At 44.3% G+C, this 16,320-nt stretch carries 13 protein-coding genes, 1 tRNA gene and 1 other RNA gene; 5 read left to right on the top strand and 10 right to left on the bottom strand.

Annotation, left to right across the window (positions count from 1 at the left end; genetic code table 11):
• Positions 1–41: 41 nt before the first annotated feature.
• The 4 genes from nhaA to EGI32_RS20545 form a co-directional block, all read right to left on the bottom strand.
• Positions 42–1,190, bottom strand: a complete 1,149-nt coding sequence (nhaA, locus tag EGI32_RS20530; protein ID WP_255157543.1) for a Na+/H+ antiporter NhaA — start codon at positions 1,188–1,190, stop codon at positions 42–44.
• Positions 1,191–1,319: 129 nt separating this feature from the next.
• Positions 1,320–2,288: a YitT family protein gene (locus tag EGI32_RS20535; RefSeq protein WP_255157544.1), complete on the bottom strand. Its 969-nt coding sequence runs from the start codon at positions 2,286–2,288 to the stop codon at positions 1,320–1,322.
• Positions 2,289–2,356: 68 nt separating this feature from the next.
• Positions 2,357–2,746 carry a PleD family two-component system response regulator gene (locus EGI32_RS20540; RefSeq protein ID WP_255157545.1) on the bottom strand — a complete coding sequence of 130 codons (390 nt, stop codon included), beginning with the start codon at positions 2,744–2,746 and terminating at the stop codon, positions 2,357–2,359.
• A gap of 8 nt (positions 2,747–2,754) precedes the next feature.
• A complete protein-coding gene (locus EGI32_RS20545; RefSeq protein WP_255157546.1) occupies positions 2,755–6,993 on the bottom strand; it encodes a PAS domain S-box protein in 4,239 nt (1,412 codons plus the stop codon).
• A 234-nt stretch (positions 6,994–7,227) separates the two neighbouring features.
• Here EGI32_RS20545 and rnpB point away from each other — a divergent pair.
• Positions 7,228–7,622: RNase P RNA component class A (rnpB, locus tag EGI32_RS20550), an RNA gene on the top strand.
• 83 nt (positions 7,623–7,705) lie between these two features.
• Here the strand turns inward: rnpB and EGI32_RS20555 are convergent.
• From EGI32_RS20555 to EGI32_RS20580, 6 genes are all read right to left on the bottom strand, one after another.
• Complete coding sequence (locus EGI32_RS20555; protein WP_255157547.1) at positions 7,706–8,719, bottom strand: proline iminopeptidase-family hydrolase; 1,014 nt, start codon at positions 8,717–8,719, stop codon at positions 7,706–7,708.
• Between the two features lie 100 nt (positions 8,720–8,819).
• Positions 8,820–9,404, bottom strand: a complete 585-nt coding sequence (locus EGI32_RS20560; protein WP_255157548.1) for a GNAT family N-acetyltransferase — start codon at positions 9,402–9,404, stop codon at positions 8,820–8,822.
• Positions 9,405–9,493: 89 nt separating this feature from the next.
• A complete protein-coding gene (locus tag EGI32_RS20565) occupies positions 9,494–9,967 on the bottom strand; it encodes an NUDIX domain-containing protein (RefSeq protein WP_255157549.1) in 474 nt (157 codons plus the stop codon).
• 1 nt (position 9,968) lies between these two features.
• The gene (locus tag EGI32_RS20570) at positions 9,969–10,907 is read right to left on the bottom strand and encodes a magnesium transporter CorA family protein (RefSeq protein ID WP_255157550.1); all 939 of its coding nucleotides are present in this window, start codon (positions 10,905–10,907) and stop codon (positions 9,969–9,971) included.
• Between the two features lie 82 nt (positions 10,908–10,989).
• Positions 10,990–11,781 (bottom strand): diaminopimelate epimerase, encoded by a 792-nt coding sequence (dapF, locus tag EGI32_RS20575; protein WP_255157551.1) that lies wholly within the window; start codon positions 11,779–11,781, stop codon positions 10,990–10,992.
• Entirely contained in the window at positions 11,781–12,659 is an 879-nt protein-coding gene (locus tag EGI32_RS20580) for a nucleoside phosphorylase (RefSeq protein WP_255157552.1), read from the bottom strand. The genes dapF and EGI32_RS20580 overlap by 1 nt, the downstream gene beginning before the upstream one ends.
• A 122-nt stretch (positions 12,660–12,781) precedes the next feature.
• On the opposite strand from EGI32_RS20580, the gene EGI32_RS20585 reads away from it, so the two are divergent.
• The 4 genes from EGI32_RS20585 to EGI32_RS20600 all read left to right on the top strand — a co-directional run bounded on the left by EGI32_RS20585 (position 12,782) and on the right by EGI32_RS20600 (position 16,149).
• A tRNA-Cys gene (locus EGI32_RS20585) sits at positions 12,782–12,852 on the top strand.
• A gap of 351 nt (positions 12,853–13,203) precedes the next feature.
• Positions 13,204–13,560 carry a BlaI/MecI/CopY family transcriptional regulator gene (locus tag EGI32_RS20590; protein WP_255157553.1) on the top strand — a complete coding sequence of 119 codons (357 nt, stop codon included), beginning with the start codon at positions 13,204–13,206 and terminating at the stop codon, positions 13,558–13,560.
• A 30-nt stretch (positions 13,561–13,590) separates the two neighbouring features.
• A complete protein-coding gene (locus EGI32_RS20595; RefSeq protein ID WP_255157655.1) occupies positions 13,591–14,940 on the top strand; it encodes a M56 family metallopeptidase in 1,350 nt (449 codons plus the stop codon).
• Positions 14,941–14,973: 33 nt separating this feature from the next.
• Positions 14,974–16,149, top strand: coding sequence for a thioredoxin family protein (locus EGI32_RS20600; protein ID WP_255157554.1), 1,176 nt, complete (start codon positions 14,974–14,976; stop codon positions 16,147–16,149).
• The last annotated feature ends 171 nt before the right edge of the window (positions 16,150–16,320 follow it).

Raw genomic sequence — 16,320 nt, forward strand, 5'->3', positions numbered from 1 at the left:
TTCGGTTCAACGTCTAAACCCTGATCCCTAAACCCTAATCTTTAATCTTTAACTACAGATTCCTTTAAAATGATGCGTAGGAAAACCAGTCCGCTGATCGCGGTGATCAGTGATGCAGCGATGATGGCGATCTTGGCGGTGGAGATATGATGCTGATCCGTAAACGCGAGCAATGTTACGAATATACTCATCGTGAAGCCGATACCTGCCAGCAAGCCTGCGCCCAGTAAGTGTTTCCAGCGTAGATCGGAGGGAAGTGCACAAATGCCGGCGGTTACTGCCAGGAAGGAAAACAATAAGATCCCTACCGGCTTGCCGATCCCAAGTCCTGCGATGATGCCCATACTTTCTGTCGAGAACAGGCCATTTGTCCAACCAGCTTCAAAAACGATGGCGGTATTTGCCAGTGCAAACAGCGGCACAATGAAGAATGCGACAGGTTTATGCAGAAAATGCTGCAGGCGGTAAGAGACAGACCGTTCGTTGCCATCGCCGAAAGGGATAGCGAATGCAAGCAGTACGCCGGAAATAGTAGCGTGTACGCCCGATTGCAGCATGCAATACCACATGGCTACCCCGGCCAGGAGATAGATTGGAAGCCAGTTTACCTTCAGCCTGTTGAGCACACATAAAAAGGCAAATATGGCTAATGCGATTCCAAGATAAAGCAAGGAAATGCCGGAAGAATAAAAAATGGCTATCACAAGAATGGCGCAGAGGTCGTCGATCACCGCCAATGCAGTAAGAAATATCTTCAGAGAGGTTGGCACTTTGCTTCCCAACAAGGCCAGTACACCGATAGCAAAGGCTATATCAGTTGCCATAGGGATCCCTGCACCGCTTTGTGTAGGTGTTCCGTAATTGAGCACCAGGTATATTCCCGCAGGCACCAGTACCCCGCCGATTGCGGCTACGATGGGCAGCAAGGCATTTTTCAGTTCGGATAATTCACCTTTATAGATCTCTCTTTCGAGTTCCAGCCCGATCAACAGGAAAAATATTGACATCAGGCCATCATTGATCCAATGGGTGATGGAATGCCCAAAAGCCTGTAATTGCCAGAAGGAAGTGTAATCCTGGCTAAACCCGCTGTTGGCAAGTATCATAGACAAAACCGTACACACTATCAGGATAATACCACCGGCTTTTTCACTGTTGAAAAATTCGGAGAAAAGACGGGAAAGGGGCATGAGATATGAGTTATAAGTTATAAGTTATGAGTTGCGGACACTATGGGATTAGAAATCGGAATTTAAGAAGATAATCAGGAATTCATCGCTAAGTGTAATTCGTTACTCCTCACTTATCACTTATCACTCTTACCCCTGCAACCTCCGTTTCTTGATCATCCCTCCCTTCATATCCTTCACGCTGCTCATCACCACAAAAGCATTCGGATCTATCTTTTCCACTTCGAGCTTCAGCTTGCTTACTTCAAGACGGGTGATGATGGTATACACGATCTTCATTTCATATAAAAATTTTTCGCCGCTTTTGCCATAACCACGTTCGCCTTTGTAAACCGTAATGCCCCGGCCGAGTTTTTCGGTGATCATGCGGGTGATCTTATCCGCTTTTACAGAAATGATGGTAACACCGGTATATTCTTCGATGCCTTCTATGATGAAATCGACCGTTTTGGAAGCTGCAAGATACGTCAGCATGGCGTATAGCGCTGTTTCGACGCTCAGCAACCAGGCGGAAGACGCAAAGATAATGATGTTGACGATCAGGATCACATCGCCGATGGTAAGCCCCGAGCGTTTGCTGATGCCGATGGCCAGTACTTCGGTGCCATCGATCACGGCTCCGCCGCGAACAGATAAGCCGATGCCTGCTCCAAGGAAGAAACCACCAAATACCGCTACGAGTAATTTATCATGCGTCACTTCGGGATAGGGGATGAACGCGACAGCCAGCGCAAGCCCGGTGATAGCGAAAGCCGTCTTGATCGCGAATTTTCGGTCGATGATCGTATAACCCAACAAGATGAACGGAACGTTGATGAGTATGATGAGCATTGATAAGCTGATGCCGGTGAGTTGTGATATCAGTAATGAAATACCGGTGGCGCCGCCATCGAGAAAGTGATTGGGAAGGAGGAAGCCGCGTAAGCCAAAACCCGCTGCCAGTATTCCCAATGTGATGAGGAAAAGATCTTCGAGAAATTCGCGGACTTCAAGCCTGCGTTCTTTACTGCGTCGGGCATTGCTCAGCTTCGATAGTTCGGTATCTTCATTTTCCTTACCAAAAATGAGATCGAATAATATAGATCGTTTTCTGCCCATGTTTTAAATTTAAGTTTTTTTAAATAAACCTGAAATCCTCAGCCGGGCAAGCAATCGAAATCATATCATCAGAGTTCTTTTTTTCTTTTCTCTACCAGGGTACCAACACGATCAAGAAATATATCCATGTCAAATGGTTTACCCAAGAAATCATCAGCACCTGCTTCCCTGCAGGAGATCTCGGCATCGGGGTGTGCGGAGATCATCATTACGGGAATATCTTTTGTAGCTTCATTGGCTTTTAATGCCGTGCATATCTCGCGGCCATCGCTACCCGATAAAAGCATATCCATCAGTATCACCCGCGGCATCACCTGCGATAATTTCTCTTCGAGAAAAACAGGATTGGTCATACGTTGCACATCGTGCCCGGCAAATTTCAATAATGATTCCATCAGCAGGCAAAGATCAGGATCGTCATCTATCACCAGTACATCTATGATTTGTTTATTCTTCATGCAGTTTTTTATTTTGATTGAATGGGCAATGAAAAATAAAAGGTCGACCCTTTATCTTTTTCGCTTTTTACCCAGAGTTTTCCCTCATGCAGGGACATGATCTCGTTTACGATGAACAACCCGATGCCAAAGCCGGGAAATGTTTTTTCATCTTTACCTGATACTCTATAAAAACGTTCGAATATTTTTCCCTGGTCTTCTTCCGCAATTCCGATACCATAATCCTTTATCGAAACAACGGCCATGTTATTTTCATCTTTCTCCAGCCTTACCAATACTTCATCAGCTTTGGGCGAATACTTGAAGGCGTTGGTAAAAAGATTCAGCAATACCTGAGAGATCCTTTCCCTGTCTGCATTTACGGGCACTTTTAAATCCCGTTCGAAAATGATGCGATGGCTTTTGGAAGCGGCTTCCATATCCATGATCGTATCTTTTATAAGATCGTTTAATAAAAAAGATTCCTTGTTGAGTGGAAGGCTTCCGCGTTCGATCTTGGTTACATCCAGGAGATCGGAAACAAGGTTGGTCAATTTTGTTACCTGTTTATCTACCGTCGCCAGCGCATCTTCACTGTTCGCATGGGTTTTCATCAGCAACTGCACATATCCTTTGATGGTGGTCACCGGTGTTTTCAATTCATGGTTGGCCATTTTGATGAAATCATTTTTTTGCTGCTCATGCTTTTTGATCTCATCGATATCCGTGCTGGTGCCCACCCACATGGTGATCCTGTCATCTTCATCTTTTTGCGCCGTGGCCCGGCTCAGCTGCCAACGGTAGATACCATCCTTTCTCCTGAACCTGTGCTCAAATAAGAACGGCTCACCTGTATTGACACAATGCATCCATTTGCGGATATTCTCCTGCCTGTCATCAGGATGGATAACGCTGAGCCAGCCACCGGCCGACATCTCCTCCGGTGTGAGCCCTGTATATTCGAATACCGCATCATTGAAATAAGACAATATCCCATCCGGGCCGCCGGTCCACACAAACTGCGGCATCGAGTTGGCGAGGAAGCGGTAGCGTTGCTCATTTCTTTCCAGTTCTTCGAGCGCCAGTTTTTTCTCCGTAATATCCAGGACGGTTCCGGAAAACCTGTACGCTGTTTTTTCTTCTGTAAACTGCGCTTTGCCTTTGGCATGTACCCAGCGGAGTTTATTGCCGGGCAAACCCACGATACGATATTCCGCATCATAATTTTCAGCGATCGCGGGATCGAGTGCACGTTGCATTTTTTCCAGCGCAACAGGCATATCATCCGGATGAATTCTTGAAAAGAAAAGTTCGGTGGTGATCATTTCTTCCGGGGGCACGCCAAACAAGTCGCGGGAAGCGTTGTCCCATATCATCACACCCGTAGCAGGCGTGTAATCCCAGGTGCCGAGTTCGCTGGATAAAGCGGCGATGCGCAACCTGCTTTCACTTTCTTCAATCATTTGCTGGTACTGCTTTTGAGCGGTAAGGTCGCGGAGCGTACCGATGAACTTCAACGGTTGTTCCTTTTCATCGTAAAATAATTTTCCTGTAGCTTCCACCCAATGAATACTTCCATCTTTCCAGTTGATGCGGGTAGAGTAGTGCATCAGGCCGGTTTCCAAACCTTTTTTAAAAGCTTCGTCCCTGATCGCTCTATCCTCGGGATGCAGCGTCGCCAATAGTTCTTCATGAGTAGGCCTGGCATTTTTATCAAGGCCGACTATTTCCAGGTATCTTGAAGAATAATTGATCTCTCCTGTTTGCAAATTTATTTCCCAGGTACCAAGATCGCTGGCATTGAGGACGATATTGAGTTGTTCATTGTTTTCAGCGATCAGCCGTTCGCTTTGTTTTTGCCGGCTGATATCACGTGCTATCTTGGAAGCGCCGATCACTTCGCCCTGGGAATTTTTAACCGGTGAAGTGGTCAGGGAAATATCCAGCAGCTGACCATCTTTGGTCACCCTTTGTGTTTCAAAATGATGAATGAGGTTGCCCTGGCGTAACTGCTCCACGATAAGTGCTTCTTCATCCAGTTTATGGGGTGGTACAAGCACCGTGATCGATTTGCCGATGATATCTTCGGCTTTGTACCCGAATATCCTTTCGGCAGCACCGTTCCAGCTGGTGACGGTACCGTCCAGCAATTTGCTGATGATAGCATCATCGGAATGGCGTACGATGGACGCCAGCCGGGCACTTTGTTCTTCGGCATTTTTTTGTTGTGTGATATCGGCCAATGTTCCCAGCATACGCACGGGCTGTTGATTTTCATCAAATATCACTTTGCCGCTGGTGCGTATCCAGCGGATAGGGCCGTCAACAGGCAGTATACGGGCTTCGTAAGAATAATTACCTGTTTTAAATGCTTTCTCAAAAGCAGGTTCAACAAGAGCGATGCGGTCGCCGGGATGTATGATCTTTCGCATAGCCGCGTGCGTTAGCCGCGTGGAAGGATCGTGCCCGAAAATGACGGCTAGCCTCGGCGAATGAATCACTTCATAGGTGAGGAGGTTGAGATCCCAGGTGGCCAGCTGTGTTCCTTCGGTTGCCAGCAGGAGACGGTCGGCCGCATCTTTTATCTGCTGCCGCGTTTCTACTTTTTCAGTCACATCATTTACTGTGACCATGATGCCTGAAATTTTTTTATCGGCATCAAACAGTGGCGCATATTCATAATCCAGGTAAAAATTTCTCATTCCGCCCGGTCCGTTTACCAGGGCGAGTGCTTCGTTAGCCTTGTGAGGAGTTCCTGTTTCCAGCACTTCGTTCATCAGGATGGGAAATTCCTGTCCCTTCAGCTCGGGAAATATTTCGAGCAGCGGTTTGCCCTGTACTTCTTCCAGCGTGCGGCGCCAGATATTGCGCAGTAACGTGTTATTGGCCAGTTCTACAATCAGCTCTTTTCCTCTGAAAATAGCCATGGCTACGGGTGATTGGGTGACGAGGTCGCGAAATTGTTTTTCACTTTCCTGTAACTCCTGTTTTGCCCGTACCTGCCCGGTAACTTCAGTAGCGATCACGATGATGCCACTGATACTGTTGTCAGAATCTTTCAGCGGGTGATAAACAAAATTGAAATACGTGGTTTCTTTTTTACCATGGCGATGGAGCGGCACTTCAAATTCAATCCCGTAATACGGTTCACCGGTAAGTAATATTTGGGTGAGCAAACTGCCCACTTTATCTTTCACTTCGGGCATGGAATAAAACAAGGATCGGCCGATGAAATTTTCTTTTTTTCGGTCAACGATCTGCAGGTAGGTTTCGTTGGCCATTTCCACAATAAAATCTTTCCCCTGGAGGATGACGATGCCGATGGGGGCCTGCGAAACAATGTTGCGGAATTTTTCATCGCTCCTGCGTAATGCCAGTTCAATGTTCCTGCGCTCGTTCACATCCTGGAGAATGCCGCTGAATTTATAGGGGATTCCCTCTTCGTTGAACAATGCTTTTCCTTTTGCCAGCACCGTGCGTACCTCGCTGGTGCCGGTTTTTTTGATGCTGTATTCGAGTTCGTAATTGCCACCCGACGAAGGCCTTAATGCCTCGCTGATGGCATCGGTTACTTTTTCCACATCTCCCGGAATGATGGCATCGAGTGCATCTTTGAGGTCTATTTCATCCTGGGGTTGCAGCCCGAACCACTTTTTGAGGCGGTCGTTCCCCACAAAACGGTTGGTTTCCGGATTCAGGTCCCAGGTACCCAGTTCGGCGGAATCGATGGTAAATTGCAGCTGGTGACTATCGTCGGCGATCTTTTTAACAGCCTTTACCTTTTCGGTAGTTTCGTTACATACTACCAGTACGCCGTTTATAGCGCCTGTTTCGTCCATTACCGGGCTATAGCTGAAAGTCCAGTATACATCATCCAGTTTTCCATTACGGTAAATGGGGATGAACTGGTCTTCGTTCCAGGTAGCTTCGCCGGTATTCAGCACCTGGTCTATGAGTGGCTGGATGACGGGCCATATTTCCGGCCAGCAGTCTTTTCCCTTCTGGCCCAGTGCCCGCGGGTGTTTGCCTTCAATACCAAGGCTGGGGTGGTAGGCGTCGTTGTAAAACTGTATGAGGTCTTTTCCCCACCATAAAAACATCGGGAACCTGGAATTGAGTAAAATGCTGAGGGTGGTACGCAGGCTTTGCGGCCAGCCAGAGGGATGCCCGAGGGGCGTTTGAGTCCAGTCTTTTTCTCTGGTAAGGCTTCCCATTTCCCCGCCACCGGATAAAAATGGATAGTCTTTTTCAGGAAACAGTTTATGCATGTAACATTGGCTTTGCAGTAAGTTTTTTTTATGGATACTTTCCCTTTAAAGATAGCGCATAAAAAATGAAAATGCGGTCGTAAAGGGAGTTGTAGCAAATTGTGTGCCTGTTGGAGTTATAAGTTCTGAGTTATAAGTGATAAGTTGCGGGTGGCGGAACTTGCAATTCATAGCCTATAACTTCTTACTTATAACTCATAACTTAAAACTCCCAACTTATAACTATTTTCGCTTTTCTATCAGCCGGCTATCGTTCCAACCCCGGTTGGAAAGGAAAGTCCGGACAGCAAAGGGCGACACACCGGTTAAGCGCCGGCTTCCCGCGAAGGCGGGAAAGAGAAAGTGCCACAGAAAATAACTACCTCCTCAGTAATGTGGGGGAAAAGGTGAAAATGTGAGGTAAAAGCTCACGGTCCCGGATAGTAATATCGGGGATGGGTAAACCTTGTGTGCTGTAATGCCACGTATATCAACGTTCGAGGGCGGCTCGTCCGATCCCCGCAGTATTGTGGGGAACGTTGAAGGGTAGGCAGCAAGATTGTAACAGTAATGTTGCAGCTAGATAAATGATGGCCGTTCTCACAGTAATGTGAGGATAACAGAATCCGGCTTATGGCTGATAGAATTTTTAAACACTAATTACACGAATTATCTAAGAAACCCCGGAGGTTTTCAAAACCTCCGGGGTTTTAATTCGTGTAATCCCTTTTGGTTATTGTTTTAAGAATTTGATCAATCCTGTCATGTAAGTTTGCTGGTCATCGTACATCGACATATGGCTTCCATTCGCACATAATAAAAATTGCCCGTGTTGCACCTGGGTACTCATCCATTTCATGTGTTCGGGATCCATGGTGTCGAAAGACCCGCCGATAGTAAGGGTGGACACTTTTATCCGGGGAAGTTCTGCCTTCACATCCCACTTCAATAATTTACCCGCCACGCCAAACTCACTGGGGCCCTGCATTGTAACGTACAAGGAATGGTTCATTTTAGAGAAAGAACGGTTCACCGGTTCAGGCCATTGGCTTGCCGGACGGCGAAGAACATGTTGTTCATAAAAGTTGGGAATTAGTAATTCCATGTATTTCGGATTTTCAAAATCGGCTTTCGCTTCTATGCTGCGGATACTGTCGAGCACTTTCGGATCCATTTGTTTCGCTAACACTTCTTCGGCATATTTTCCATAATCCGGGGCGCTGCTCATCATATTTGAAATGATCAGTCCTTTCAGGTTGTCCTGGTATTTGAATGCATACTCCATGGCCAATATGCCACCCCAGGAATGCCCGAGCAGATAAAAATTATCTTTTGTAAGATTGAGTGCTTTCCGCACCTGTTCCAGTTCGTCCACATATCTCGGCAAATCCCACATAGAGGTGTCTTTCGGGTCATCAGAAAAACCTGTGCCCAACTGGTCATAATAAATAAATTCGATGCCTTCGGCAGGAAGAAAACTTTCCATGCATTCAAAATACTCATGTGTGGCACCGGGACCGCCATTGAGCAGGAGTAATTTTATTTTCGGATTGTTGCCGAAACGTTTGGTCCACACATTGAATTTCCCTTTCGGTGTTTCAATGCTGATCACTTTTACACCACCATTCAGCATGCCGGTATCAGTACTTTTGAAATAGGAAGAAGTGTCCGGATTGGCAGCTTGTTTATTTTCCCTGCAGGCGATGAAGAAGATCATCGCAGACAGCAAAAGACAAAATTTTCTCATAGCAATTACATTTAGATATAATAATAAATAAGAAAGATACAATAAGGAATAAGGAAGTTAAACGTTTCACGAAATTTACTTACTCACTTCTATTTTCTTATTACTTATTAAATATCCTTTCTTTGATTTCCGGCCATTCTTGCTTTATCATCCCAAAATAAACGGTATCCCTTACAAAACCATTTTCGGCAATCATGTGCTGGCGCAATATTCCTTCTTTGGTAGCGCCGATCCCTTCAATGGCTTTTTGAGATTTCAGGTTGAGGTGGCTGGTGCGGAGTTCGATACGATTGAGCTGCAATTCTTCAAAACCATACGAAAGCAACAAAAGTTTACAATTGCGGTTGAGCCCGGTGCGTTGCAAGGAGGGATCGTACCATGTCCAGCCAATCTCTACACGTTTGTGCAACAGGCTGATGTTACCGTAGCGGGTGCAACCACCGTATTTGTTTTGTTCTTTATCGAATATAGCCCAAACGTATGACAGGCCATCCTTCATTTCCTGCAAGGCAGTATCAACATATCGCCTGAAAGCTGCCTCCGAATTTATTTTCGCCGTAGTGAATTCCCACAATTCTTCCTGCTTTGCAATTTCCCACAACGGAATAAAATGTTTTTCTTCCAAAGGCTCCAGGCGGGCACGGTGGTTTTCAAGGATGATAGTTTGTTTTGTGAAGTCGGTCATACTCATGAAGGAGATTAGAGATTAGAGATTAGAGATTAGGGTTTAGGAAGTTTAGAGAGTTTAGGAGGTTTAGTGTTTTCAACTTAACCCTAATCCCTAAACCCTAAACTCTTCACCATTGCAGCTACAATTTTATCGATGGGCAATGTTACAGATGCTTCTGAAAAATCATCCCAATCAATGAACCGGAAGGTTTCTGTTTCACCGGTTTCTGTGTACACCCGCATTTGCGCATCGTCGAAGTCGAATGCTGAAAGCCTTAACGGGACTGCAATCGGCGCCAATGGTTTTACATAATAATAAATAGAGATGATCTGGTGATCGGGATTGAAGGCGCTCTGCTGGTAAAAATCGGTGGTATACAGATGGCCGGTAATTTCTACCGGGAGGTTCATTTCTTCCATGAATTCACGCCTGAGGCAATCGATGGTTCCTTCGCCGATCTCTAATCCGCCGCCGCAAAATTTGGTGATATAACTGCCGCGGATAAATTCGTCGCTTACCAGCACCTGCTTTTGTTCATTGATCAATATCCCATAAACACGTATGTTGAATGAAGGCATGTTATCTTTTATTTCTGCGTATATAATTCGCGATCACAAAACCGAGGATGATCAGGCAGATGGCTACCGGGATCCAGAAAGCGTAATGCGATTCCTGGAAGGGGAGTGGTACGTTCATTCCGTAAATGCTGGCGATCAACACCGGCACGCTCAAAAAGATGGTGAGTGTTGATAATCGCTTCAATACCTGGTTCTGGTTATTGCTGATGATACTGGCATATGCATCGAGCGTACTTACGAGAATGTTGGTGTAAGTATTCGCGGTTTCCAATGCCTGTGAGGTTTCGATAACAAGATCTTCAAGAAAATCTCTTTCATCTTCGTTCATGTGCAGGAAATTGGTACGGGCGAGTTTCATCATCAGGAGTTCGTTGCTGCGCAAGGCCGTAACAAAATACACCAGGCTTTTCTGGATGCGCATCAGCTCGAACAATTCTTCATTCCCGTTGGAGTCATACAGTTTTTGTTCCAACGCATTCCTGCGCTGATTGATCTCTTTCAGATGCTCCTGGAAATTGGTGGTGATCTTTTCAAATATTTTCAGCACCATCATATTTTTCTTATCCGGATTGCGGTTTTGAAAACTGTTGAGGAATTTTTTGATGGCTTCGTTTTCAAATGAATTTACGGTAACGATCTGGCCTGTTGTAAGAATGATACAAATGGGAATGGTGATGTAAAACGCATCACTTTCGTTGAACGAATTATTTTCTGTGGGTGTTTTGATCACGATCAGTTTTACATCGTCTTCAATTTCATAACGGCTCCTTTCATCAATATCCAATGAATCTTTGAGGAAGTCGATCGGGATATTCAAGGCATTGCTCAGCTCGGTAAATTCTTCCTGTTTGAGCGGGGGCAATACATTCACCCAACTGCCGGAAACAGGTTTGTCGATGGCGAGTGTTTTACGTTCCTCTATTTTGAAGTATTGAATCATTTTGGATTACACGAATTTTTACGAATTACACGAATTATGCCCCCAACCCCGGAGGTTTTCTAAACTTCCGGGGTTTTATCAATCAATGACCATTCACACTTATTGCTCCTTTGTATACCAGTTCTGCAGGGCCGCAAAGCCATATGTTATTAAAATGTGTTTCACTCACTTTGTTGTATTCTACGCTGAGCGGGCCTCCCGGTGTTTTTACTTCTACCCGGTTGAAGCCACGGTCGTTGTGGGCGCTTACGAGTGCGGCAGCGGTTACCCCGGTGCCACAGCTTAACGTTTCGTCTTCCACACCCCGTTCGTAGGTGCGTACAAAAATGGAATCTTCTCCGGTTCCTTCCACAAAATTCACATTGATGCCTTGTTCATGATAACGGCTGCTGTTGCGGATCGCCCGGCCATCATGCACTACGTCTGCGGCTTCCACATCGTTTACAAATTTTACATAATGCGGCGAACCTGTATTGAGTACGGCATGCGAATTATGTGATTCCACGTAATTTACATCTTTCATCTTCAGCCGCACGATACCGTTCATTTCTATTTCCGCTTCATGCGGGCCATCCACAGCCAGGAAGTTGTAAGTGTATTGGTGCATTCCCAGGTGATACGCAAATTTTACAAGGCACCTTCCGCCATTGCCACACATGCTGCTGGGGTGGCCATCGGAATTATAATAGACCATTTCAAAATCGAACCCTTCTTTCTGCTGCAGCAACATCAGGCCATCGGCGCCTATTCCAAACCTGCGGTGGCAAAGGGTTTTCACCTGTTTGTCGGTGATGCCGGAATATTCCCCGGTGCGGTTATCGATGATCACAAAATCGTTGCCCGTGCCCTGGTATTTATGAAATGCTATTGTCATCAGATGGAAGCTGAAATATTTTCTAAGGTTTTTACGATCAGGTTTTCTACAGCGGCACCACCATCCTTGCTGAATTCCTTGGTGATGCGGTTGGCTACAATGGCGCTCAATGACAGGCAATGATGCCCTAGTATTTTGCCCATACCATAAATAGCTGATGTTTCCATTTCGAAATTACTCACGCGATGGTTGCCAAAACTGAAGCTGGTCAGCCTGTCGATCAGTTGCGGGTGCGTGAGCCCCATGCGCAACACCCTTCCCTGCGGGCCATAAAACCCTGGACAGGTAACGGTGATACCGTGATGGAAACCATCTACAAATTCTTTCAGCAGCGATACTCCTGCGCCTGTGATGTAAGGGGAGGAGATGCCCTGGTGTAATTGTGTATGAGTATCGAAAGCCTGGAGGAGCTGTTTTTCCTCTTCGTTGCTGTCGTGTGTGTAAAAATTCAGGAGGTTGTCGAGCCCGAGGCCATGTGTGCTTGCCACAAAACTATCCACCGGGATTTCCTGCTGCAGAGAACCCGAAGTACCGACGCGGATGATATTGAGCGAAGTCAGTTTTTCTTTGATGGTACGGGTTTCAAAATCGATGTTGACCAGTGCATCCAGTTCGTTGAGCACGATATCGATATTATCGGGGCCGATGCCGGTGCTGGTTACGGAGATCCTTTTTTTGCCCAGGTAGCCGGTATGGGTCACAAACTCGCGGTGATTATTTTTAAATTCGATGCTGTCGAAATGTTTACTTACTTCTTTCACGCGATCGGGGTCGCCTACGGTGATGATGGTGTTGGCTATTTCTTCGGGGCGGCAGTTTACGTGATAAATGGCGCCGCGGTCGTTGATGATCAGTTCGGATGCTGCAATCGTACCCATATCTTTCTCAGAATTTTAATTTTAAAGCTTCAAATTTGAAATTATGGCTAAAAATACCCTATTTTTGCAAACCAAAATAATAATGACGTATCTATTTGATATTTATTACGTTATTAAATTATGGTCCTTTGGCCGAGTGGCTAGGCAAAGCTCTGCAAAAGCTTGTACAGCGGTTCGAATCCGCTAGGGACCTCCGAAAGGGGCTATCCATGCGATAGCCCTTTTTCTATTTTTACCTGGCCTTACTGTTAGTCCTTTGTTTGCAGAAGATAGTAACAGTTTTCCTTCTTTCTGCATTTACCTTCGGCTGCCCTTGCCCATAACACGAATTTTTGGAAACTTTTATCCTTGTTTTCTATAGCATTCAGAAGCGTTATTTTTTATAAATCATCTTCGGTAATTTTTTGTCTATCCCGAAATTAATCCACAATGCATAAGATTTTCTCTAAAGTGCTAAAAGGATCTTAAATAAATTTTTTAAAAAAAAGCAATGAAAATTTGGTGGAATACGAAATGTTCGTACATTTACGAAAATATCGTAGATATGGAAAAACTTACAGCGCAGGAAGAAGAAACGATGCTGGCCGTATGGCGTACAGGGGAGGGCACAGTTAAAGCTTTTGTTCAATTGATCAATGGAAACCTGCCATACACCACGGTGGCTTCAACCATTAAAAACCTGGAGAAGAAAGGCTACCTGCAAAGCCAAATGGTGGGCAACACCTACTTATACAAACCTGTCGTTTCAGAGGAGGAATATAAAAATAAGTTTATGGGCAATGTAGTAAAGGACTACTTTGATAATTCCTATAAAGCATTGGTTAGCTTTTTTGTAGACCAGAAAAAATTATCTGCAAAAGAGCTGAAAGAAGTAATACGGATGATAGAAAAAGAAAAATAAATTTCCAAAGGATCTTTTATGCTGCCAGATATGTTATATTTTTTGAAACTTTCGGTAAACATTGCCGTAGTCTTCCTGTTTTATTATCTGGTATTACGCAGGTTGACGTTTTATAACTGGAACAGGGTTTACCTGGTCGCTTGCACTGCTTTGAGCTTTGTTATTCCTTTGATCAATGTCACCCCTGTTGTACAACGTAATCGTGTTGCCAGCGACCTGGTAAACTGGGTTCCACCGATTCCGACGGGTAAATGGAGGTTTTCAGATCCGGGTATTGTGCCGCAGATTAATTCTTTTTGGAATGGCGGCGGGTGGCTACTCCTGATTATGTTGACCGGGATAGTAATATTATTCTTACGGTTTGTGATCCAGATAATCTCCGTTCGCCGGATGATGGCTGCTGCTGAAAAGATTTCAGACCATGGAATTAATGTTTACCAGGTAAATGATCACATCATTCCTTTTTCCTTCGGCAATTCCGTTTTTGTAAACAAGGACCTGCATACCGAAAGCGAGTTAGAGAAGATCATCGGGCATGAGTTTGTGCATGCAAAGCAAAAACACAGTGTTGATATCTTTTGGGCGGAGCTTTTATGCATGATCAACTGGTACAATCCCTTTGCCTGGCTGATCAGGAAAACAATTCGCCAAAACCTGGAGTTTATTGCAGATGATAACATGCTGCGATCCGGCATCGAAAAAAAACAATATCAGTATCTCTTATTACAAGTAATCGGCAATAATACATTCAGTATTGTTCCACAATTCAACTTTACTTCCCTGAAAGCCAGGATTGAAATGATGAACAAAAATAAAACAGCAAAAAAGCATCTTGTGAAATTTATTTTTATGCTTCCCGTATTTGTTTTCCTGCTGCTGGCATTCCGCAAATATGATCCTCTTCGAAGGGGTTCGGGTAGTGTCGTGAAAAGTATTTCTTCAAAGGTTGCCGGTCTACTCGATACGACGACCTCTATAAAAGCATCACAGCAGTTGCCGGTGTTAAAAATGCATCCAAATACACAGCCCCGGTCATCGTCCCCTGCCAAGCCGCTGCCGGAAACGGCAATAGCTACGGCTGATGTTAACGACGGTTTTACAGGACTAGAGGGTATCATCTTATACGACGATCACAACAGCGAAATCCTTACGACAAAGTTTGTAAAAATTAACGGAGCAGATCATTATTATACGAAACTCGGAGATCAGATCACTTACTATAATTTAAACGGCCAGGTAATTGACAGGGATGGTAACCTGCTCTCCGCGGTGCAAACCAATGCCTCCGGGGTTTTACCTAAACAATACATCCGGAATGTATATAAAAATGGTAAGATCGTCTGCGCCTTTCAGGATGATCTGCCACGCTCATCAAAATAAACCAATTATTTTATCACTTTTTAATCGTTAATCATGAAGTATTTACAAGTGCTTTTACTAGCCTTATGTGCCTATACCGGCGCATTTGCACAACATCTGAAGATGGTAGACCAAAATTATAAACAGGCATTAAACCTGGCATTACAGGAAAACAAATTGGTATTAATTGATTTTTATACTACCTGGTGTGTGCCTTGTAAAAAACTTGACAGATTGGTCTTTCAGAATGATAGTGTTCAGCAGCTATTGGGAAAAGATTTTATATTATTAAGATACAATGCTGAAAACGACAGTGTTTTTAATTTATCCAAAAAGCACCACATCTTTATTTATCCTTCAGCAGTTGTTCTCAATAAAAATGGATATGTAGTCAACAGGAATTACGGATTTTCGGGTGAAGACTTTTCGTCGTTAAGTAAAAGTGTTTTTGAATTTACCGGTCAAAGCCTTCAAATCAACCGGGAAAATAGTTTTATAAAAGGATATTCGAATACAATTGATATGAATGCTTATCCAAAATTCTATATCGACTATGTAAACCGCACCAATACAAAGCCTGCTCCGGCAGATATCAAAAAATATTTCGATGAACAACAACATAACCTTCTGAAAGAAGGCTATTTTTCTACCCTTTTACAATTTGGGTCTGAAAATGTCCCCTCAACTGTTATCGACAGTGTTCTCGTAAATAAAGACAAATTCATTGAGCTGTATGGTAAAAAGGATATTGATGCATTACTGTATATTTTCGCACGTAGTAAGTTTGATAACGCTATTGAAAAAAAGAATCAGGCAGACTTTGATGACGCTATCCTCTTTGTAGTAAAGACTTTGGATATGAACTATGCCTCCACAATACAATACTTTAAAACGGATTTTTTACAAGCCCAGGGTAAATGGAATGAAGTTCTTAAAGTGAACCAGGACCTCAAGAATAAGGGCGAATTCAGTGATGAAGCGGTAAATAATTTTTGTTGGGAAGTGTATAAAAAATGTGATGATAGGCAGGTAATTGAACAATGCATTTCCTGGATGAAAGAACTCACCGTACGGCGACCTGAATATGCGTATTTAGACACATATGCCTTTCTTTCTTACAAATCCGGAAATGCCGTGGAAACAAAAAAGATCGTTCAGCTGGCTATTGAAGCTGCCAGGAAAGAAAAGGAGAACTCTAAAAACCTGGAGAACCTGTTAAAAAAACTTTGATGTGCTGAAAGTAGCCTAGAAAAAATAAAAATTGGTTCGTTTGAGTAAACGTTTTATACCGAATCCGATATGAACCGTAAAGCCCGACTTCACACTAAGTTTAAAAATTTCGAATATGGTCCGGCAGCGCGTTATAGAGTATCGAATTAATCAAACACAGAACTGGCATAT

Origin of the sequence: Ferruginibacter sp. HRS2-29 (assembly GCF_024343615.1) — a bacterium.
GTDB lineage: Bacteria > Bacteroidota > Bacteroidia > Chitinophagales > Chitinophagaceae > Ferruginibacter.